This window comes from Candidatus Villigracilis saccharophilus (assembly GCF_016711665.1).
In genome coordinates, this window is sequence record NZ_JADJSO010000004.1 from 1 (window position 1) to 21,946 (window position 21,946).

The 21,946-nt window shown below is 49.1% G+C and carries 23 protein-coding genes; 11 read left to right on the forward strand and 12 right to left on the reverse strand.

Annotation, left to right across the window (positions count from 1 at the left end):
• The 6 genes from IPL17_RS01995 to IPL17_RS02020 form a co-directional block, all read right to left on the reverse strand.
• Positions 1-90 (reverse strand): GTP-binding protein (locus tag IPL17_RS01995; protein WP_345305434.1); only part of this gene is annotated, 90 nt, incomplete at its 3' end.
• A 31-nt stretch (positions 91-121) separates the two neighbouring features.
• Positions 122-2,197 (reverse strand): elongation factor G, encoded by a 2,076-nt coding sequence (fusA, locus tag IPL17_RS02000; RefSeq protein ID WP_345305403.1) that lies wholly within the window; start codon positions 2,195-2,197, stop codon positions 122-124.
• A 31-nt stretch (positions 2,198-2,228) separates the two neighbouring features.
• Entirely contained in the window at positions 2,229-2,696 is a 468-nt protein-coding gene (gene rpsG, locus IPL17_RS02005) for a 30S ribosomal protein S7 (protein WP_345305404.1), read from the reverse strand.
• 21 nt (positions 2,697-2,717) lie between these two features.
• The gene (gene rpsL / locus IPL17_RS02010) at positions 2,718-3,134 is read right to left on the reverse strand and encodes a 30S ribosomal protein S12 (RefSeq protein ID WP_345305405.1); all 417 of its coding nucleotides are present in this window, start codon (positions 3,132-3,134) and stop codon (positions 2,718-2,720) included.
• A gap of 193 nt (positions 3,135-3,327) precedes the next feature.
• Positions 3,328-7,227 carry a DNA-directed RNA polymerase subunit beta gene (locus IPL17_RS02015; protein WP_345305406.1) on the reverse strand — a complete coding sequence of 1,300 codons (3,900 nt, stop codon included), beginning with the start codon at positions 7,225-7,227 and terminating at the stop codon, positions 3,328-3,330.
• 121 nt (positions 7,228-7,348) lie between these two features.
• Entirely contained in the window at positions 7,349-9,310 is a 1,962-nt protein-coding gene (locus IPL17_RS02020; RefSeq protein ID WP_345305407.1) for an AMP-binding protein, read from the reverse strand.
• Between the two features lie 154 nt (positions 9,311-9,464).
• On the opposite strand from IPL17_RS02020, the gene IPL17_RS02025 reads away from it, so the two are divergent.
• Positions 9,465-9,830, forward strand: a complete 366-nt coding sequence (locus IPL17_RS02025) for a hypothetical protein (protein ID WP_345305408.1) — start codon at positions 9,465-9,467, stop codon at positions 9,828-9,830.
• Between the two features lie 28 nt (positions 9,831-9,858).
• On the opposite strand, the gene IPL17_RS02030 is transcribed toward IPL17_RS02025, so the two are convergent.
• Genes IPL17_RS02030 through IPL17_RS02045 form a run of 4 tightly spaced genes read right to left on the reverse strand, consistent with a single transcriptional unit; the run spans position 9,859 to position 12,349 of the window.
• Positions 9,859-10,263 (reverse strand): nitroreductase/quinone reductase family protein, encoded by a 405-nt coding sequence (locus tag IPL17_RS02030; RefSeq protein ID WP_345305409.1) that lies wholly within the window; start codon positions 10,261-10,263, stop codon positions 9,859-9,861.
• Between the two features lie 14 nt (positions 10,264-10,277).
• A complete protein-coding gene (locus IPL17_RS02035) occupies positions 10,278-10,958 on the reverse strand; it encodes a DUF998 domain-containing protein (protein WP_345305410.1) in 681 nt (226 codons plus the stop codon).
• Positions 10,883-11,647 carry a 4Fe-4S binding protein gene (locus tag IPL17_RS02040; protein WP_345305411.1) on the reverse strand — a complete coding sequence of 255 codons (765 nt, stop codon included), beginning with the start codon at positions 11,645-11,647 and terminating at the stop codon, positions 10,883-10,885. Before IPL17_RS02040 ends, IPL17_RS02035 begins: the two co-directional genes overlap by 76 nt.
• A 9-nt stretch (positions 11,648-11,656) precedes the next feature.
• Positions 11,657-12,349, reverse strand: coding sequence for a TetR/AcrR family transcriptional regulator (locus IPL17_RS02045; RefSeq protein ID WP_345305412.1), 693 nt, complete (start codon positions 12,347-12,349; stop codon positions 11,657-11,659).
• Positions 12,350-12,487: 138 nt separating this feature from the next.
• Here IPL17_RS02045 and upp point away from each other — a divergent pair, with 138 nt between their 5' ends.
• From upp to IPL17_RS02095, 10 genes are all read left to right on the forward strand, one after another.
• A complete protein-coding gene (upp, locus tag IPL17_RS02050; RefSeq protein ID WP_345305413.1) occupies positions 12,488-13,114 on the forward strand; it encodes a uracil phosphoribosyltransferase in 627 nt (208 codons plus the stop codon).
• On the forward strand, positions 13,050-14,810 hold the full coding sequence (locus tag IPL17_RS02055; protein ID WP_345305414.1) for an amidase: 1,761 nt from the start codon (positions 13,050-13,052) through the stop codon (positions 14,808-14,810). The genes upp and IPL17_RS02055 overlap by 65 nt, the downstream gene beginning before the upstream one ends.
• Positions 14,811-14,976: 166 nt before the next feature.
• A complete protein-coding gene (locus tag IPL17_RS02060) occupies positions 14,977-15,387 on the forward strand; it encodes a DUF1801 domain-containing protein (RefSeq protein WP_345305415.1) in 411 nt (136 codons plus the stop codon).
• Positions 15,384-15,680, forward strand: coding sequence for a class I SAM-dependent methyltransferase (locus tag IPL17_RS02065; protein WP_345305416.1), 297 nt, complete (start codon positions 15,384-15,386; stop codon positions 15,678-15,680). Before IPL17_RS02060 ends, IPL17_RS02065 begins: the two co-directional genes overlap by 4 nt.
• 18 nt (positions 15,681-15,698) lie before the next feature.
• Positions 15,699-16,118, forward strand: a complete 420-nt coding sequence (locus IPL17_RS02070) for a hypothetical protein (protein WP_345305417.1) — start codon at positions 15,699-15,701, stop codon at positions 16,116-16,118.
• Between the two features lie 22 nt (positions 16,119-16,140).
• The gene (locus tag IPL17_RS02075) at positions 16,141-17,046 is read left to right on the forward strand and encodes a diacylglycerol kinase family protein (RefSeq protein WP_345305418.1); all 906 of its coding nucleotides are present in this window, start codon (positions 16,141-16,143) and stop codon (positions 17,044-17,046) included.
• Between the two features lie 383 nt (positions 17,047-17,429).
• The gene (locus IPL17_RS02080) at positions 17,430-17,969 is read left to right on the forward strand and encodes a hypothetical protein (protein ID WP_345305419.1); all 540 of its coding nucleotides are present in this window, start codon (positions 17,430-17,432) and stop codon (positions 17,967-17,969) included.
• Between the two features lie 30 nt (positions 17,970-17,999).
• Positions 18,000-18,971 carry an NAD(P)-dependent alcohol dehydrogenase gene (locus IPL17_RS02085; RefSeq protein ID WP_345305420.1) on the forward strand — a complete coding sequence of 324 codons (972 nt, stop codon included), beginning with the start codon at positions 18,000-18,002 and terminating at the stop codon, positions 18,969-18,971.
• A gap of 2 nt (positions 18,972-18,973) precedes the next feature.
• Positions 18,974-19,654: a hypothetical protein gene (locus tag IPL17_RS02090; protein WP_345305421.1), complete on the forward strand. Its 681-nt coding sequence runs from the start codon at positions 18,974-18,976 to the stop codon at positions 19,652-19,654.
• A 110-nt stretch (positions 19,655-19,764) separates the two neighbouring features.
• Positions 19,765-20,805, forward strand: coding sequence for a transporter (locus IPL17_RS02095; RefSeq protein WP_345305422.1), 1,041 nt, complete (start codon positions 19,765-19,767; stop codon positions 20,803-20,805).
• A 76-nt stretch (positions 20,806-20,881) separates the two neighbouring features.
• Here IPL17_RS02095 and IPL17_RS02100 read toward each other — a convergent pair whose 3' ends face one another.
• On the reverse strand, positions 20,882-21,478 hold the full coding sequence (locus tag IPL17_RS02100; protein WP_345305423.1) for a GNAT family protein: 597 nt from the start codon (positions 21,476-21,478) through the stop codon (positions 20,882-20,884).
• Positions 21,475-21,939 (reverse strand): SRPBCC family protein, encoded by a 465-nt coding sequence (locus IPL17_RS02105; RefSeq protein WP_345305424.1) that lies wholly within the window; start codon positions 21,937-21,939, stop codon positions 21,475-21,477. Before IPL17_RS02105 ends, IPL17_RS02100 begins: the two co-directional genes overlap by 4 nt.
• Positions 21,940-21,946 lie beyond the last annotated feature (7 nt).

A 21,946-nucleotide genomic window follows, 5' to 3' on the forward strand; every position in this document is an offset into this window, starting at 1 on the left:
CGCTGTCAATGTCGTTTTCCCATGATCAATGTGACCCATGGTCCCTACATTCAGATGCGGTTTGCTGCGGTCAAATTTTACCTTCGCCATTTGAATAACTCCTTAATTTAGAAAAGAACGATTATGCTTTTAAGATTTCTTCCGCCACTGACTGCGATACTGGCGCGTAGTGGTCAAATTCCATATTGAATACGCCGCGTCCCTGTGTAGCGGACCGTAATTGTGTGGCATACCCAAACATTTCAGCCAATGGAACCATGGCCTTCACTGCCTGAGCATTTCCAAGACGGACTTCCATACCCTGGATCAAACCACGGCGGCTGTTAATCTGCCCCATGACATCACCAAGATACTCTTCCGGGACTACGACTTCAACTTTCATCATCGGCTCGAGCAAAATAGCATGGCCTTTTTGAACGCCTTCCTTGAAGCCCAAAATGGCGGCCATCTTGAATGCCATTTCGCTTGAGTCAACTTCATGGAAAGAACCGTCGAATAAGGTTACTTTGATATCAACAACAGGATATCCAGCAAGAACGCCGCCTTCAGCAGCTTCCTTGAAGCCTTTTTCAATTGGGTTGATGTATTCCTTGGGAATGGAACCGCCGACGATCTTATTTTCAAAAATAATGCCGCTGCCGCGTTCTCCGGGTTCCAGGGAGAAAACAACATGACCGTACTGGCCTTTACCGCCAGACTGCTTGGCATACTTGTAATTGACTTCCTTAACAGGTTTCGTGATCGATTCACGGAACGCAACACGCGGAGCACCAACATTTGCCTGCACTCTAAATTCGCGCAACAAACGATCAACGATAATATCAAGATGCAACTCGCCCATTCCACGAAGAATGGTCTGGCCTGAATCAATATCCGAATTCACATGAAGTGTGGGATCTTCTTCGGCCAACTTGCGGAGAGCCTCACCCATCTTTTCCTGATCACTGGAACTCTTGGGTTCAATAGCAATCGAAATAACCGGCTCAGGGAAGGAAATTGTTTCAAGAACAAGTGCTTTGGTATCGCAAAGTGTATCGCCGGTAAAACTTTCCTTGAAGCCCAATACAGCGCCAATATCACCAGCACGAATCTCATCCACATCTTCGCGATGATCGGCATGCATGCGGATCAAACGGCCGATGCGCTCTTTTCTTCCCTTTTTGGTTGTATTTTGAACAGTTTGTCCCTGGCTCAAAACACCGGAATAAACACGAACATAAGCGAGACGCCCAACATAAGGATCCGTTACAATCTTAAAGACCAATGCGCTCAACGGAGAATTGTCTTGCGCAAGGACCTCAAAGGTGCTTTCAGGGTTGCCGGGTTCAGAAACTATGAAAGAAGGCTTGTCTGCTGGAGAAGGCAAATAATCTACAACAGCATCAAGAAGTACTTGCACGCCCTTGTTCTTTAAGGAAGACCCACAGAAAACAGGAGCTGCCTTTGTAGCAAGAACGCCTTTGCGAAGTGCAAGCTTAAGTTCATCAATACTGATTTCCTGAGCTTCCAGGAACTTCATTGTTAATTCGTCGTCCAGTTCGGCGATCTTTTCAACCATCTTGGCCCGAGATTCGACAGCCTGAGCTTTCATATCTTCGGGAATTTCAACAATATGCGGATCTTTACCAAGGTCGTCTTCCCAAACAACGGCTTTCATGGTCAAAAGATCAATCACACCTTTGAAAGTCGACTCAAAACCGATCGGAATCTGCATCGGGATCGGGTTCGCACCCAAACGGTCAATGATCGTTTCAATAGTTCGATCGAACGAAGCACCAACGCGATCCATCTTATTCACAAAACAAATACGGGGCACGCCATAGCGGTCTGCCTGACGCCATACCGTTTCAGATTGCGGCTCAACACCTTGTACCGCATCAAAAACTACCACTCCGCCATCCAAAACACGCAATGAACGTTGAACTTCAGCAGTAAAGTCAATGTGTCCGGGGGTATCAATGATATTGATCTGATAGCCCTTCCACTCCGCCGATACAGCCGCCGAAACGATTGTGATGCCACGTTCACGTTCCTGAACCATCCAGTCGGTAACTGTTGTACCATCATCAACAGAGCCGATACGATGTGTCATGCCCGTATAGAACATGATTCGCTCAGTAGTTGTTGTTTTCCCGGCGTCAATGTGGGCAATAATGCCTATATTTCTGTATTTATCCAGCGGATGCTCGCGTGCCATACTTACTATTTCCTCAAAAAATTATTTAAATTTAAACTCGGTAATGGGAGAAAGCGCGGTTGGCTTCAGCCATCTTATGTGTTTCATCGCGCTTACGAATAGCAGAACCTGTTTCGTTAAAAGCGTCAATTAATTCCGATGCAAGTTTATCGGAAAACGACTTGCCGGAGCGGTCATTTGCAGACGCAAGGATCCAGCGAAGGGCCAAGGTCATGCGCCGATCGGAGGACACTTCCATAGGCACCTGATAGGTTGCACCGCCCACGCGGCGTGGACGCACTTCCATGGCAGGACCTACATTCTTAAGTGCACCATCGAAAACATCCAGAGGATTCTTCTCAGTGCGTTCTTTAATTAGATCCATCGCATCATAAATCAAACGAACGGCCGTGCTCTTCTTGCCGCTCTTTAGCACATGCTGAACCATGGTTTGGACAGCGATGCTGTTATATCGGATATCAGGAAGGATTTCCCGTTTCTCAGGTTTTGCTCTACGCATTTATACTACTCCATCTATTGATTACTTCGGACGCTTCGCGCCGTATTTTGAACGGCCCTGCTTACGATTGGCAACGCCGGTGGTATCGAGAGAACCGCGCACAATGTGATAACGCACACCAGGCAGATCTTTAACACGGCCGCCACGCACCAGTACCACGGAGTGCTCCTGCAACTGATGGCCTTCACCTGGAATGTACGCAGTGACTTCAATGCCGTTTGTCAGACGCACACGAGCGATCTTGCGCAGCGCTGAATTCGGCTTTTTAGGAGTCATGGTACGGACAACAGTACAAACACCACGTTTCTGAGGTGCACCTTTGTCCTGTCTCACACGACGCTGCTTAAAACTGTTCAATGTGAACTGCAGAGCGGGAGCCTTACTTTTTGTTTTGTTGTTTCTGCGGCCCTTGCGGACCATTTGATTTACTGTCGGCACATTCGCCTCCGATTACAAATTCTTTCTATTTTGATTTCGATATTCGCAAGAAATGAGACCATCAACAACGTTTCCTGATGGCCTCATTTGTAGTTACCAATTGAGTCGAGTGGGGGAAGTAAAGCCACTCTTGCTTTCATGGTCAACGGCTAGCTAGTTTATCACGCCATAACTAACCCGTCAATAGATTCTTCTACTTTTTTCTACTTTGATTCTCACCAAGACTCAACAACCCAGTATCATGTTTAGGTGGATGGGTCTTCTCTTCATCCTTGCCAAATTTAACCACGTCGCCACCTTCGTTGATCGCCTCCACAGCAAGGCCCAGTGACTGCAATTCTTTTACCAGAACGCGGAAAGAAGCGGGAATGCTTGGTTCTTCAATCGGCTCACCCTTTACAATAGCCTCATAAGTATTTACGCGGCCTTGAACATCATCCGACTTAACGGTGAGCATTTCCTGAAGTGTATGCGCCGCGCCATAAGCCTCAAGCGCCCACACTTCCATTTCGCCGAAGCGTTGACCACCGAACTGAGCCTTACCACCCAAAGGCTGCTGGGTCACCAAACTGTATGGGCCTGTCGAGCGAGCATGGACCTTATCTTCCACAAGGTGATGCAACTTGAGAATGGTCATGACCCCAACGGTCACAGGCTGATCATATGGGATGCCAGTCTTGCCATCACGCAAAGTCTGTTTGCCAAGGATCGGCAAAGGAATACCCTTATCCTTCGCTAATTCCTGAGCTGTCTCAAGAACCTTGTCTTCAGCGACCCGGCGTGTAATACCATTAGACTCCATCCACAAACGCAGACAGGCATGGACTGTCATTTCATCCACATCGGGATCAGGATTGGCTACATCGCGATCATCGAGCAGGATTTCTTCGGGGTTGGCATAGCCCTTTTCGCGCAACCATTCTTTGGCAGCGGCGTGACGCGCGTAATCTGCGTCGTTCAGGCTGTAGACATCATATTTGCGTTTGCCAAGCCAATGTTCAAGATACAAGCGACGAACCTCATCATCATCCTGAATTGAGTTGACATCATATTCCTGTTCCTTGAGCCATTCCCAGGCACGTTCTGCAGATTCTTTCCAAGCTTGGTCCATGATCCAGGCACGTGCGAGTTCAGCTTCGATCTGCTCCTCGCTGGCGCCATCAAAGACCGGCGTGATCGCGCGGAAACCCATGCGCTTCGCAGCCCAGCCAAGGTGCACTTCCAATACCTGTCCGATATTCATACGACCAGGCACGCCAAGCGGATTTAGAATCAAATCAACTGGTGTTCCATCTTCGAGATATGGCATATCTTCCACCGGCACAACCTTGGAAACCACACCCTTATTGCCGTGGCGGCCGGCCATTTTGTCACCCGCAGTGATCTTACGGCGCTGAGCAACAGAGACGCGCACCATCATTTCGACGCCAGCGGAGAGATCCGAATTTTCTTCACGAGTGAAAACTTTTACATCAACAACTTTACCGCGTTCGCCGTGAGGCATGCGCAACGAAGTATCTTTTACATCGCGTGATTTCTCGCCGAAGATGGCGCGCAATAAGCGTTCTTCAGGGGTAAGTTCTTTCTCGCCCTTCGGAGTGATCTTACCGACAAGGATGTCGTTTGGACCAACTTCCGCACCAATGCGAATGATGCCGTTTTCATCCAGGTCTTTGATCGCATCATCACCGACATTCGGGATATCGCGGGTGATCTCTTCGGGACCAAGTTTTGTATCGCGCGCTTCGACTTCATGCTTCTCAATATGAACTGAAGTGAAACGATCTTCCTGAACAAGGCGTTCTGAGAGCAGAATGGCGTCTTCGAAGTTACCACCTTCCCATGAGAGGAAGGCAACAACTACGTTTTGACCAAGCGCCAACTGACCGCTGTCAGTGGATGAAGAATCGGCGATGATATCGCCAGCCTTGACCAATTGTCCTTTAACCACAGACGGGCGTTGATCAATACAAGTGCTCTGATTGGAACGCTGATACTTGCGGAGCTGATACACGCGGTTTCCGCTCTTCTTTTCTTTGACTGTGATGGTTGCTCCGGTGACCGATACAACCTCACCATCCGCTTCAGCCACCACAACCTGACCAGAGTCAAGCGCGGCATGACCTTCCATACCGGTCGAAACGAGCGGGGTCTCAGGGCGCACCAGAGGAACAGCCTGCGCCATCATGTTCGAGCCCATCAACGCGCGGTTGGCATCATCATGTTCAAGGAATGGAATTAAAGCGGCGCTGATACCTACGACCTGATGCGGCGCCACATCCATGTAATCAATCGACTCTGAATTCGAGAACAAAAAGCCCAGATGATAACGGCAGGAAATACGTTCCTTGGAAAATTCCTTGTTACCTGTTAAGTGAGCATTCGCCTGAGCGATGGTGAATTTATCTTCCGCATCGGCAGACAGGTAAACGATCTCATCAGATACATATGGGACGATGCTGACATCGCCGCCGATCTTGGCAAGTCTCTTTAATACCTTCGAATCAATTGTTGTCCCTGACTTGAAGAGCAATTCATTTGACTTGGGATCATGAACATCCTCACGTAAGGTGAGTCCTTCCAGGCGCTCATCCTCTGAGGGAAGTGTTTTAAACACTCTGCGGTAAGGTGTTTCAATGAAACCGTATTCATTTACACGGGCAAAAGAAGCCAAACGACCGATCAAACCGATGTTTGGACCTTCGGGTGTTTCAATGGGGCAGATACGGCCATAATGGGAGCGATGCACATCACGAACATCAAAGCCGGCGCGTTCACGGCGCAGACCGCCAGGTCCCAGCGCAGAAAGTGTGCGTTTGTGGCGCAGCTCAGCCAGAGGATTGGTTTGATCCATGAACTGTGAAAGCTGTGATGAACCGAAGAACTCGCGTAACGCAGCGACCACGGGGCGGATATTGACCAAGGTAACCGGTGACAACTGCTCCTGATCGCGAATGGACATGCGTTCTTTGATAACGCGCTCCATTCGGCGCAGGCCGATTCTCAACTTGTTCTGGATCAACTCACCCACAGTCTTGACGCGGCGGTTGCCGAGATGATCAATGTCATCAGGTCGTTCAGCGCCGTTGTTGATCTGGATCATGCGGCGGATCAAACGGATCAGATCGCTCTTTGAAACCGTGCGATGCGGGATCGGAATATTGAGGTCAAGCTTTTGATTGAGTTTATAGCGACCCACACGTTCGAGGTCATAGTGACGCTGATCGAACAACTGCTCCTCAAGGAACTGACGGGCATTGTCAAGCGTGGCGGGATCGCCAGGGCGCATCTTTTTGAAGAATTCGATCAAAGCCGCTTCAGCAATGGAGTGATGGGACAGATCCCAATCAGGTTCCTGCTTAATAGTGGAAGCGATGAACATACGCTCTGGGTTGTTGTCCACATCCTTCAAGATGGACATGATCTCTTCATCCGAGCCAACCTTGATGGGAGAGTCTTTGATCCCGTCGCTTACCGCGGCGAGCGCACGTAAAAAGACCGTGATCGGAACAGTGCGTTTGCGGTTGAACTTTAAGATAATGTAATCGGATTTGCGTGTTTCGAATTCCATCCACGCGCCGCGATCAGGGATCAACTTCGCCATCGCAAGCGGACGGCCTGTGGCGCGGTCAGCGGGCGCTTCAAAATAAACGCCAGGGGAACGGATCAACTGGGAAACCACAACGCGCTCAGTGCCATTGACAATGAACGTGCCTTTATCGGTCATCTCAGGAAAATCGCCAAGGAAAATATCCTGCTTGATCGGCTCTGGGACATCGGGACCGGCAAGAAGCACTGAAACATACAATGGACTTGAATATGTCAGATCGCGTTCAACACATTCTTCGATACTATGCTTGGGTTCTCCAAACCAGTATTTAAGTCCCCATTGCTGTGATTCGGGTCCGCGGCTTGGGAAGAATAACTTCATTCCCTTGTTGTAAGACTCGATCGGAGAGATCTCATGGAAGAGGTCACCCAATCCTTCTCGCTTCAGTCTTTCAAATGAATCAAGCTGTACTTCTATTAAGTTGGGAAGATCTAACTTTACTGGAATACGTGCGTAAGTTTTTTGCGGCAAAGAAGACGCCATTCTTCTCTCCTGTTTCTATGTAGGCTGGGTGAACTAACAAAATTAACTGCCCGTGGATGGACAGCGACCGTATAGTATATCGAAAGTAAGATAAAAAGTCAAGAAACATTCGGAGCAAATTTCATTTTGCGCTCCTGATCTCCTCCAGGGCTTGCGGATTGACCAAAGACGACGTATCGCCCAAATCCAGCCCCAAATAAGCTGAACGGATCACACGCCGCATGACCTTTGCATTCCGCGTCTTGGGCAGGTCAGTCACAAACAGGATGGCTTTCGGGGCAAGCGCTTTGCCCATTTCAGCGATCACCATCTCTTTTAATTCCTGACGAAGCGCATCGGTCGGGACTTGCTCGGGCCTGGTCACTGCAAAAAGGATCAGTTCACTGCCTTTGACAGCGTGCGGCACACCGATCGCCGCCGCTTCGACAATATCCTTGTGTCTTACGAGAATTGACTCAACCTCGGCGGGTCCCAGCCGTTTCCCCGCTATCTTGATCGTATCATCTGAACGCCCAAGAATATACCACAAGCCGTCGCTGTCTATGGCAGCAAAATCACCATGCACCCAGACATTTTCCCAGCGCGACCAATACGTATCGAGATAACGTTGTTTGTCATTCCAAAATCCACGCGTCATTCCGATCCACGGCGCTTTGATGACCAACTCCCCCACCGCATTACGGATAGACATTCCATTTTCGTCCAACACATCCGCATCCATGCCGGGACAGGCCGCTGAAAAAGCGCATGGCTTCAAGGGCAGCAACGGGTTACCCATCACGATCCCACCAGAGATCTCCGTACCGCCTGAATAATTGATGATCGGTCTTTTGCCTTCGCCAACTTTTTCAAACAACCACATCCACGGGTCTGGATTCCACGGTTCGCCTGTGGACGCAAAACATTTCAATGAAGAGAGATCATGCTTCTTGAAATTCTCATCACCCTGCGGGATCAACGAGCGGATCAAAGTTGGCGAGACTCCCATTTGATTGATGCCATGCTTTTCGACCAGATCCCACAACCGATCAGGCGCAGGGAAATCTGGTGCGCCATCGTAGAGGAACATCGTCGCTCCAAGCAGGAGACTCCCAAAGACCTGCCACGGCCCCATCATCCAGCCCATGTCGGTCATCCAGTAGATCACATCACCTGCGTGGACATCTGTTCCGAAGGCCATATCCTGCGCCGCTTTGACAGGGAATCCGCAATGGGTGTGGACTGCGCCTTTCGGTTTGCCCGTCGTCCCCGAAGTGTAGATGATCATCAGCGGGTCTTCAGCGGAGGTAATCTCTGTCGCCGTAGGCGCAGTATCAGATTGAGGCGCGATCAGATCCGCCCACCAGTGGTCACGCCCTGTCTTCATGGAGACATCCTGCCCTGTACGCTTCAAGACGATCATGTGTTTCAATGAAGAAACTTGTTCCGCGGCTTCATCGGCAACTGATTTCATATCCACAGGTTTGCCGCGCCGATACGCGCCGTCAGCGGCAAAGAGCGCTTTGGCATTGGCATCCTGCAAACGCGAGACAATCGCGCCCGCGCCATAACCAGAGAACAACGGCAGAATGATCCCGCCGATCTTTGCGATGGCAAGCAATGCGACCACGATCTCAGGCGTCATCGGCATGAAGATACCGATCGCATCGCCTTTGCCAAGCCCAAGCGAGCGCAGCGCGTTGGCGGCTTTATTCACTTCTTTATATAACTCTTCATAAGTAAGCGTTTTCGTACTCCCCTCTTCCCCTTCCCACACCACTGCCTTCTGCATTCTGGTTTCCGCATTCTGCCATTTATCCACGCAATTATGGACAATATTCATCTTCCCATCTACACACCATTTTGGAAATTGAATGCCATCGGTCAGGTCAACGGCCTTTGTGTAGGGTTCGTAGAATTGAATATCGAGGAATTTCAATACGGCATCTGTGAACCATTCCACGTCACTGGTGGACTTTTGCATGAGTTCATCAAAATCTTTTATTTTATGTTTGCGCATGAACGCGGTTAAATTCGCATGCTCAATGTGCTGCGGGGTCGGCCTCCAAACAATATCACCACCGAACGTAAATTGTTCCGTCATGGGTATGCTCCTCAGAATTTGGCTGTCAGGATTTTATCGCTTGTCTATAATCCAAGGAACATTTTTGGGAATGCAAGGGAGTCATTTTTATTTGCCGAATTAAGCGCTACTCTGTACCATCAAAGGCTATAATCGCAACACTCTGGAGAAAACAATGACCAAACCTTCATCCATTCCCTGCCCTGCGTGCGGAGCTCCCAATGACCCCGAAGAAGGGTCAACGCACATGGCTTGCACCTATTGCGGCACAAACTTAACCATCCCAAAACACTTACAAACCAAGGCAACTCCGAAAGTAGAGAGAACGCCATCGAAGGTTGCTCCAGTTTCAATTCCAGAAATTGACGCGCCTGATCTGATGCGGAAAGTTCAACCAATCGCGGCCAAAGCATTTAATCTTTACGCCTACTGGACCTGGCTCCGCTGGCTGCTACCCACCTGCCTGACCATACTCGTCGTCGGATTTATTTTGTGCGCTGTATTGGGCGCGCTGCCGTTTGTATTTGGCATTTTTAAGTGACAGTCACCTTGAAGGTGACTGTCACTTTTTATGCATTCAATTTAATTTTGACGAACAACCTGTCTTTTGCTGTATTTGCAATATCCTGTGGATCAGGTCGACCATTCTCCACGCGGATCTTCATTGGCTTCGCAGCCTGTGGAATATGGCGCAGATACTCAACTATTCCCGCCTCCACAGACCTTTCATCCAACTCCACGTCAGCAAATCCTTTGACGGGTTTGCGCTTTAACAACAAATCAACTTTTGCGCCGCCCTGCAGATTCCTCCACCAGGTCCGCTCGCGGCTGGTGATGACCCACATGGCGCCATCTTCCATATAATAGCCGACAGGGGTTGTATAGGTTTTCCCCGTCTTGCGGCCCGTGATGGTAATCAGCATCATGCCATTGCTCAACAGGCCATGCAATGGGGAACGTAAAACCCAAGCCATAAAATCATTTCCATTCATTTTGAAGTTTCCCTTCCCAGAATAAGTATTCGTTCTTCATAAACCAGCCACGCCAATCCTACCAGATATAAAACCCTTTGGACAATCCCCTTATCAAGCGTCAAGATATGATTTTCTGCAAGTCCGAATAAACCCGATATTCCGCCGATCAGAAAAAAGGAGATGATGCGCGTCCAACGCTCGCGGCTATTGGCGGACATAATCACCTGTAAAAAGATTCCGAGGCTCATGGCGATCCCTGCAATAGTGGCAAACATGGAATGTAATTGGGATTCATGCAAATCATTCGGGATGGACGGGTCAATCGGCGCAGCGCAGAAAAATCCTGTCACGAGAATCGACAATCCGTAGATGGCTACGAGAAGCAGAAAATATGCGCGTCTATTCTTGCCAAAGTGAAAGATAACTCCCCAAGTCAGCAGCAAGCCAAAACCAATGAAGCCCGCTTGCATGATCCACTTATAGACGTGTCCCTGCGAGCCGAGATCGCTGATGGTATTTTGTGTCCAATCATAGTTGGGCGGGACAAAGAAATGCGCCAGCACGATCACCGCAATAAAATAAGCGACTGCAATGGAAATTGGTTTGAATTTCATTGAATTTACTTTCCCGCCGAGAACGAATAGCGGATCGCCTTCTTCGAGCAATTGTCCACGCAGGTGCCGCATAGAATGCATTCTGCGTTTTCCATTTTTTGCGCCTGCACCATGGCGTTGACATCCAAACTCATAGGACAGGTCTTGGAACAGGATTTGCAATCCTTGCAGGTGGATGCGTCCGCGACCAGCCTGAGGGAAAGCCATGCGAATCGGTTGCGGATCCAGCGTCCCGTGATCATGAACGGGGCCATCCAGCAAATCGTGTGACAACCCGCCCTGCGTCCCGCAAAAATCGCAAGTCCAACAAACAAGGCGACCACGACATAGTAAATGATGTATGCAATGAAGATCGGGCGGTCTGGCGTTCCAGCGACTGAGACTCCATTTTGAGTGTGATACAGCAAGTCAACGCTTTGATAGCCGCCAGCGTTGACTGCAAAAATAACGATCAATGAAAGCCAGAGAATCCAAATGGACCACTTGATCCAGTCAATTTTTGAACCGTTGACCAGTTTATTGTTGATCGGCTCAAACATCTCCTGCAACCCGCCACCCGGGCAGACCCATCCGCACCACAACCTGCCAAGAAAAAGCGAAGACAGGAACATCAGTCCGAACATCACCAGACTGCCATTGATGATGCCATTCATCGCGCCATCAATAATGACATACGGTGAAAAAAAATTCATCGTGATGGGGAAAGATAAAAAGGCCAGAAAAACAAGCGCCTTGCGTATGCGTTGCCGCATGGGAATTTGACGAATCATCTTTTCTCCTTATTCCAACCCCAAAATCATCACCATCTTTTCGATCTCAAAATCAATGAACGCTTCAACATTGTTTTGCAAAAATCCCGACAGATAGTTATAAAGATACAGGGATGTCATTCCGTGGATCATCGACCAGGCGGACAGCGCCAACTGCGTGACCGTACCCATGTACGGCATTCCGAATTTTTTCAACGTGTCATATGATGACTTGAGGCTGGTCGGCAGCCGAAGGGCAGTCAACTCCCCGTTGATTTTTCCCGCCACATGCGCCTCCCCGATCACGCCTTGCAGCACAAGAAAACTGCGCTGCGCAACTGGACCTAATTCCTCGGCAAACAAATAGCCTTGAATTGGAGTACCAAATAAGAGCGCATACCTTTGCGGATTCTGTGCCGCCCACTGAAAATAGGATTTGCACATCGCTCGAAAACGACCCGTGTGATCATCTGCCATGCAAGTATCTCGTCCTGCTTCCAGACTTGCCGTGAAGGATGTAAACGCATTGATCAACAATGCGGTGACCAGAGCGTCGCGGTCTTTATAGTAGCGATACAGCCCGGGCGCCGTCATCCCCATCTCGCGGGCGATCCCGCGCAGGGAAAGCCCCGAAGCGCCCACTTCGCCAATCTGCTTCCACGCGGTGGACATGATCTCTTCGCGGGTTGCGTCTCGTAATTTTTCACGCCTTGTCTGTGTCATTTGACCGCCTATTGTTATATATGTTTATAATTATTTACAGTGTTTACAATTCTACCTAAATCAGTTCCCCTGTCAAGGGATGAACCGTAAATTCGTTCTCACGCTATAATAGGGAAACTTCAAAAACAGGAGCAATAAATGTCCACTGTCCACGCATCTAAACATCCACTCGTTGCACATAAACTTTCCCGTTTAAGAAATAAAAATACCGAACCGAAGAAGTTCCGTGAACTCGTTCAGGAGATCGCGGGACTTCTTGCATATGAAGCCACAGCTGACCTGCAGACAACGCCGATCGAAATTGAAACCCCGCTTACCAAAATGACCGCGCAGGAACTCAAGGAAAAGATCGGGCTCGTCCCCATTCTGCGCGCGGGGCTTGGCATGGTGGAAGGGATCTGGGAACTGATGCCATCTGCCGAGGTTTGGCATATTGGATTGTATCGCGACGAACACACGCTTCAGCCTGTGGAGTATTACAACAAACTCCCCGTTGACCCGCGCGTCTCTGTCTGTTTAATTCTTGACCCGATGCTTGCCACAGGCGGATCAGCAACAGCCACCGCGGATATCCTGAAACGCTGGGGAGTGAAGAAGATCAAGTTCGTTGGCCTCATCGGAGCACCTGAAGGCATCAAAGCAATGCAAACCGCGCATCCCGATATTGATATTTATCTTGCCGCAATTGACGAAAAACTAAATGAACGAGCCTACATCCTGCCAGGATTGGGTGACGCGGGCGACAGACAGTTTGGAACGGGCTAAAAAAATGGAAAATAAAGCCGTATACGATCTGAAGTCTGTCAAACTGCCTTACCTGTCAGGCGGGCTATTGCGCCTGTTTGCCTCACTCGTTGAAGGACCGCTTGGCGGGTTGCTAACCCCCAGCCTTTTTGAAAGCGCAGGCATTAACTGGCTGAGAAAACAGATGATAGGTGAATCACCAACCAGCATGCCAATCCACTTCACAGACTCTTATTCAGATGAAAATCTGGCTGTCCCGGAAAAAGAATGGCCGCGAGCCGCAGCCATCTATCCGAATGGATTCCAATTTGCAACGGTCTTTGATTACGCAAAGGCATATCGTGACGGCAAGACCACGCCCGAAGAAGTGGCGCTCAAATTATTGGACGCCATTGAATCCAGTGACGCATCCACGCCTCCATTGCGGGCTATGATCGCAGTGGATCGCGCGGATGTAATGAAGCAGGCGCGTGAAGCAACGGAACGCATCAAAGCAGGGCGTCCGCTCAGCATCTTTGACGGCGTACCTGTGGCGGTAAAAGATGAAGTAGATATGATGCCGTACCCCACGACGGTTGGCACATCATTCCTCGGCAAATCTCCCGTCACTGAGGATGCGACCATCGTAGCCCGGATGCGCGCGGCGGGCGCATTGCTGATCGGCAAGGCCAACATGCACGAGATCGGCATCAACGTAACGGGCTTGAATCCGCATCACGGCACAACCCGCAACCCATATAACACAAATCATTTCACGGGCGGAAGCTCAAGCGGATCCGCAACAGCTGTTGCGGCGGGACTTGCCCCCGTTGCCATCAGCGCGGACGGGGGCGGCTCGATCCGCATCCCTGCGGCATTTTGCGGAGTCTTCGGATTGAAATCCACTTTTGGACGGGTCAGCGAGCATGGCGCAGCACCTTTATGCTGGAGCGTCGCTCATCTCGGACCGATAGCGGGCACGGCCACCGATACCGCTTTGGCCTACGCTGTGATGGCTGGACCTGACTTACATGACCCAAACACGTTACATCAACCATTGCCATCGCTTGAAAATTGGGATCAATTAAATCTTAATGGACTGAAACTCGGCGTGTATAAACCCTGGTTCCAGCACGCGGACCCCGAAATCGTAGCAGCTTGCGACCTTATGCTGAGACGATTCGCAGATATGGGAGCAGAGATCGTCGAGATCAACATCCCCGACCTTGAATTAAATCGCATCGCGCATTCCGTGACCATTCTGGCTGAAATGGCTCAGGCCATGAGCTACACATACGATGTGCATCACAAGGAACACGGGTTGGATGTACGCCTCAACCTGGCCCTGGCGCGCAAGACCATTTCACAGGATTATCTTTTTGCACAACGCGCGCGCACACGCATCATCAGAAACTTCAACAAGGCGCTCGAGCAAGTGGATATGATCATCACACCCACCACCGCCATCGCCGCACCCGCCATTCCGAAAGACTCGCTACCCGACGGCAACTCGGACTTGAGCACCACGATCGAGATCATGCGCTTCGTCACGGCTGGCAACATGACCGGTCTGCCCGCGATCACATTCCCTGTTGGTTACACGAAAAGCGGGTTGCCCATCGGTATGCAAGCGATGGGACGCGCCTGGGAGGAACATCAATTATTGCGGCTCGCGGTCAATGCGGAGAAGGTTGTGGAACGCAAAGAGCCGAAGGTGCATTATAGGTTTTTGGAGTAGTATCATATCGTTGCGAGGCGATGCACTTTCGCCGACACTTGCGCCGCACTGCGTTTGTTGCAGTGCAGGTGAGCAACTTCCCTGTTAATATGAGATATTCCCGTTTACTGGAGGTTGCTTCGCAAAGAACGCTCGCAACGACATATTTTATTAATAGGAGAATCCAATGGCTGAATTAAAAACAAAACTCAATGATGCAAACGTCACCGACTTTCTTAATACGATCGAAGATGAAGAAAAACGCGCGGATTGTTTTGAGATATTAAAGTTAATGAGACAGGTCACCAAAGAGGAGCCAAAGATGTGGGGAGCGAGCATCGTCGGGTTTGGGCATACGCATTATGTCTATGAAAGCGGACGCGAAGGTGATTGGTTCATCACGGGTTTTTCTCCGCGCAAACAAAATCTGACGCTTTATGTAATGGGAAGTTTCAATCCTCATGTTGAATTGCTCGAAAAACTTGGCAAACATAAAACAGGCGTCGGCTGTTTGTATATCAACAAATTGAAAGATGTGGATGTCAAGGTTTTGAAAGAACTCATCAAGCAAGGTGTCAAAGCGGCGAAGAAAAAATGACGGCTGAAAAAGACCCCGAGGGATTCGAGCGCAAGCACCTGCACAAGTTTGCAGACTTTGCCAATAAACGCGTTTTGGAAGTTGGATGCGGTGAAGGGCGATTGATATGGCAGTACGCCGCCGCATCGACCCTGACCGTTGGGTTTGACTCTGACCATGATGCCTTGCGCGTCGCCCGGGCGGATGCGCCGCATACCATGCAAAAGAAGGTCCACTTTGCAGAAGCGGGCGCAAGAAATATTCCTTTTGCAAATGAGAGTTTTAATATCGCTGTTCTAGCCTGGTCGTTATGATGACTGGAACATGAGAGCATGGTCCATGCTCTGGACGAAATTCACAGAACACTCAAGCCCAATGGAACGCTGATCGATCTGCGTCCTGTCGAGGATCATTGGGCGGTGGAGATCGTTTCGTCGGCGGGCTGGCAGGTTGCGGGCAGGTTGACCGATGTGCCGATTGCGGTGGCAGATGATGAAGCGGCATTTAATGCCATGCGGGAAGCCGAATCCCGCAGGTGGTACATCAAGGAAAAAGAAGAGGAATTCGCGTTCTTCTATTATTGGGACACACCCTCTGAAATGAAGGAATTCATGGACGAGGAGTGGGAAGGCTTGGAAAAAATGGATGCAGATGTTTTTAGCACGGTAAAATCTGCGTGGACGATGGCGAATGCGGACGCGCGCGTGCGAGTGCGCGTGAAGATGTTGATCACAAAATGGGTTTCATGTTAAATCAAAAAATTCGCGGAGGAAGATGAAAACCAAAGTCTTACTTAACCCTTATTCAAATCGTTGGAATTCAAAGAAGCGCTGGCCCGAGGCGGAATCAGCCCTGCGCGCTTCAGGCGTTGATTTTGACCTGACTATTTCAGAACGCCCCGATCAACTCGTGGACCTGGCGGCTGAGGCTGTCCAACAAGGATTTACCACACTGATCATTGCGGGCGGCGACGGCTCGATCGGCGAGATCATCAATGGAGCAACGCGCGGCTGGGATGAAACCTCTCCATTCAAAATCAAGCTGGGCGTGATTCCATTGGGCACGGCAAATGACCTGTGCGTCAATGTTGGGATTCCGCTTGATCTTTCCGCTGCGGTGCAAGTGATCGCAAAAGGAAAAACGCGCGGCATGGATCTGGGAAAGTGCAATGAGCGCTACTTCCTGAATAACTCCGCGGCGGGACTGGAACCGTATGTCACCACCAAGCAGGAGAAGATTTCCTGGCTTACGGGAATCCCGCGCTACCTTGTGGCTGCGATCCAGGGCATCATGGACGGTCCCAGCTGGAACGCCAAATTGGATTGGGACGGCGGCTCATATAGAGGTCCGCTGAGCCTGGTCTCGGTCGGTAATGGAGCGCGGACGGGGGGCGTGTTTTTCATGGCTCCGCACGCCGATCCATTCGATGGGAAATTGACCTTTGTGCATGGTTATCGCAGTACGCGCATGGGACTGTTTCAGGTATTACCGAGCGCGATGAAACCCGGTAAAGGCAACATGGTTGAAATGGACGGGATCAACGAGTTCCACTGCACACGCCTGAGCATCCATCTCGACAAGCCCTCCCCCGCTCATACGGATGGTGAGATCTTTGATAGCTGGGTGACCGATCTGGAATACAAGATCTTCCCTGCAGCTGTTCAAATGCTTCTGCCGTAAAAAAGGCGTCCCTCCTTACCCCAGAAATTTTGGAAGGATAGACCCTAAAAGTTTCCTTCGTTAATCGTCGTATGTCTGGTAAGAAATAAAAATAACAGAAGGTAACACCTGACAGGTTTTAGTTTGACGTGAGTTAATCAGGATTCTATGAGTCATTGTGTACTTGCAAATTATGGTTCTGTGGAAACCTGTCAGGTCTGGAATAAACTCGACAGTAAAAGTATGGAAGGGATTTCAAGCTTACAAATCGGATTTGGGGGAGGAAGAGATCAAGAGTTTTTTCGGCTTTCAAACAGAGTCAGCATCCGCCGACCTATCCGCTAGGCGCAAAGCGCTAAGCAATTGCCCAAATAACCATTAATAAGGAAAACGGAGGTTCTAATATGGAATCATTCCAAGAGTATATGGTTGAATACAGAACTCAAATAGAAAAGGGGGCGATCAAAAAAGCGTATAAGGGGCTGATGGAATATACCCAGAGTTTGAGAACGCATTTTAAAAACAAGTATCCCGATTATTTTGTGTCTGGGAGTGTTTATTTTGGGTACATGGATATGACGTATTTTTCCTTTTATCCAAAGTCATTGGGACATAAAAAATTAAAGATAGCCATCGTATTGATTCATGAATCCATGAGATTTGAAGTTTGGCTGGCGGGATACAACAAACAGGTCCAATCAAAATACTGGAAAATATTCGAAGAAAGCGCCTGGAATAAGTACCACATCGTACCGACAATAAAAGACGCCGACTCGATTCTTGAGCACACATTGGCAGACAATCCAGATTTTCGTGATCTGGATAAATTAACAAATCAAATAGAAAGAGGGACCATGAAATTCATAAAAGATGTCGAGGGGTTCCTCGCAAAGCAGGAAATAATCGGCGCTTCCGACCATGGTTTTTTCGGTGCTGTTCGCTGAGATCATTTTAAATTTTAAAAGGAAGAGTAGATGAAAGCAGCTATTTACAGATCCTATGGACCGCCGGAAGTCTTAAAAATAGAAGATGTCGAACCGCCAGTCCTGCAGGAAGAGCATGAAGACAGGGTGCTGATACAGGTCCATTACGCTTCGGTCAACCCATTTGACTATTTACACCGCAAGGGATATTTTCCCATCCGGCTGGTGAATGGCTTATTCGCCCCCAAGGAACAGATCCAGAGATTAGGCATAGATGTTGCGGGGACGATCGCAGCGATCGGCAAGAATGTGACCCGCTTCAAAGTTGGCGACCCCATCTTCGGAAACTGCGTAGGCTCCCATGCCGAATATGTGCGCGCCCGTGAAAACGCCATCTGCATGCTTCCCAATAATATAACCTTCAAAGAAGCCGCAGCCATCCCAACGGCCGCGTTGACAGCACTGCAGGCATTAAGGGATGTAGCCAGGATCGAGAAAAATCAAAAGGTGTTGATCAATGGCGCTTCCGGCGGAGTTGGTCATTTTGCCGTTCAAATTGCGGGATTTTACGAGGCAGACGTGACAGCGGTCTGTAGTACGCCCAATCTGAAATGGGTTAAAGATTTGGGGGCAAATGCCATGATCGACTACACCAGGGAAGATTTCACCAGAAATGGGGAAAAATACGACATTATTTTGGATGTCGCGGCAACCTACACATATTTCAGATGCAAACATTCATTAACTCGAAGCGGTGTTTACATTACAGAGAATCCATTAAAACCAGTGTATCGTCCATTTCAAATATTGTTCTCATCCATAACCGGCGACAAAAGGGGAAAGTCTCATCTGTCCCTGCCAAATGATAAAGACATGGCTTTTTTACGGGAATTGATCGAGCAGGGGCAGCTACGCCCCATGATCGAAAAGGTCTATCCTTTGGATAGGATCGTGGACGCTCATCGGCATGTCGAGAATGGGCATACACAGGGAAAGGTTGTTGTTGAAATTCAAAAAGGGTAGGCATGGACAAGCGCATTCTGACGGTGCTCATTCTTTCAATTATATTTCTTGCCGTCGCATTCATGGGAGGCGACCCACCTTCTGCGCGAGGGTTCTATTATATGATCTGGCTCGCCTTCATCTGGCTGTTGTGGAAAAGGCGGGGTCCATTGGAAACCTGGCTTCAGAGCCGAACCCTGCCTGATCTTTTCCTTTTCGTTGGGCTGGGACTCATCATGATCATTATCGAGGAAACAATAGCGGGTATTACTGTCCACCTGCTCAGCGTGAAAAGCCCCTCTGAACTTCCCGCCTTGATAACACAGTACTACGCCAATAACCTGCTGCTTTTGCCCGGCTTTATTATTGCCTGGTATATTCTGCTTAAACGTTATGAGTATTCACTGACTGAGGTATTTACCCTGGTCGGGCTCTTTGGATTGTTCTCAGAGAAGATCTATATTCATGTCCTAACCGTCCCCATCATGGGAATAGCGCTGCTTCTTCCAACAATGTTCACGTACATCGGGATCATCCTGCCGTCGATCCTATCGCTGCCGACACATGGCACCCGCAGACAGAAGAGCGTGATCCGCTATTTTACAGGTCTGATCTTTCCCATCGTTATGTCAATGCCCTTTGTTTTCATTCATACTTTTCTCACAAATGCAGGATGGCTTGACCCAACAATTTTGACCCGCTGAGTGCAAGCAAACATAAAGGGTTTTTGTAACTGCTGGAAATGGAATGGGAACATCTGCAAACAAGATCATATTTTAATTTATGAGATAATACACAGTGAAATAATGATTACATGGAACATCAAACATTAATGCAAAAGATTGAATCTAATTATGGTTCAGACCAGGATGGCCTGGTCTGGGGGTATCGTTTCGCGCCTGGGCAACCCGCACAACAAATTTCTTCAGAGTCAGCGGTAGAATTCTTAGCCGCGCAAAACTCCATCACAGAAGGCGAATTCCTCTGGCTGCATTTTTCACTTTCCAATTCCGCATCCGAATCTTGGCTGCGTCGAAACCTGACCCTGCCAGATGCCTTCCATGATTCTCTGCAAAGCAATATAGGCTCCACCCGCCTGGAACAGGACTCAGATTCACTGGTGGCAGTCATTAATGATGTGCTTTTTAATTTCAAATTTGACCCCTCGGAAGTATCCACCACCAGTTTATGTATTGAGCCGCGTCTGCTGGTAAGCGCACGCTTACGGCCCCTGCGTTCCATTGACCAGCTTCGCGCAGCAGTACGGGCAAACCACGTTTTCCGTTCGCCAGTTGAACTTTTGGCACACCTTTTACAGGACCAGGCAAATGTTCTGGTCGACATTATTCGACAGTCCACCCACCGAGTGGATAAGATTGAAGACCGTCAATTGGCAAACCGTGTTTCTATCAGCCGCAGCGAATTGGGTTCTCTGAGACGGGTGCTGGTTCGACTTCAACGGCTTCTCGCGCCCGAACCCGCCGCGTTTTTTCGGCTTCTCAATCGTCCACCCGATTGGATATCGGAAGCGGACCTTAATGAATTACAACAGGCCGCCGAGGAATTTTCCCTTGCGGTAAGTGACTCGGCGGCGCTGGTTGAGCGGGTAAAAATCCTTCAGGAAGAAGTCGCCGCCCTTGTCAATGAACAGACCAATCGCACACTTTTCGTTTTGACGGTCGTGACCGTTCTGGCACTGCCAATCAATATGGTCGCAGGTTTGTTTGGAATGAATGTAGGCGGGATTCCATTGGCTGAACACGGAAATGGTTTCTTTTTGATCGTAGCTCTTCTGCTGGCGCTCACTGGGTTTGGAGCTTATTTGGCTCTCGGAAGAAATCATGACAAGGATTAGCCTCTCTCAATTATATTCGTGACAACTGAGCCATTTTCGTAAAAAATATCAAATATACGATCTTGCCAAAAAAAATTTAGCGCGCCAACATTTCTTCCAAACGTTTTTTCACCTCTGGCCATTCTGAATCCAAAATACTGTAAAAAACGGAATCGCGAACCCTGCCTGAAGGGAGGATCATGTGATTGCGCAGAATCCCCTCCCGATGCGCCCCGATGCGTTCGATCGCTTTCTGTGAGCGCAGATTTATCAGATCTGTTTTCAATTGAACGCGGATACATCCCAATTTTTCAAAGGCGTGGGCAAGTAATAAATATTTACATTCCGTATTCAGCGGGGTACGCTGGTATTCCAACCCATACCAGGTGCCGCCAATTTCCAGCCCGCGGTCCTTGGGCATGATGTTCAAATAGCGCGTCGCGCCGGCTACTTTTCCAGAAGCAAGATGAATAACAACAAAGGGCAGGTCTGTACCTTTTGCGCCGCGGTTCATGATATCGAGCACCCAATTCCGCATATTATTTTCCGTTTCCATGCGGCCATACAACATGAAATCCCAAAAATCCTGCCCTTTACCGATCTCAGTCAGGCCGGGGATATGCGCTTCGCTAAGCGGCTCCAGGCGGACATATTTCCCCTGCAAAGTTACGGGAGATATCCAAGGTGATGTCATTTTGCGCTCCCAAATGTTTCAATAATTTTTTGATATCGAAAATCGAAGATGGTCTTTAATCGCTGCTGAATCCATAACGCATGGACAACATCGCCAAGAAACCCAAACGGGGCGGCATAGGTCACATGGTCAGTCATCTTGACGCCGTTCTGCAGCGGCTCAAAAGAATGTTCGTGATACCAAAAACGATATGGACCCACGCGCTGTTCATCCACAAAATATTCATTCTCGCGCACATGCGCGATCTCGGTCAGCCACAAGGAACGGACCCCGCGAATGAATTCAACCCTATATTCGATGGTCTGTCCCTCATACATGTTGACGTCTCCGCCCTTGATGATTTCAAAATTCATATCAGGCGGAGTCAGTAAATTTAAATTTTCAGGCTCAGAGAAATATTTCCATAAGATTTCCACTGGCGCAGGAATGATCTGTTCGCGATGTATATAATGGATTGTCATGATGCCT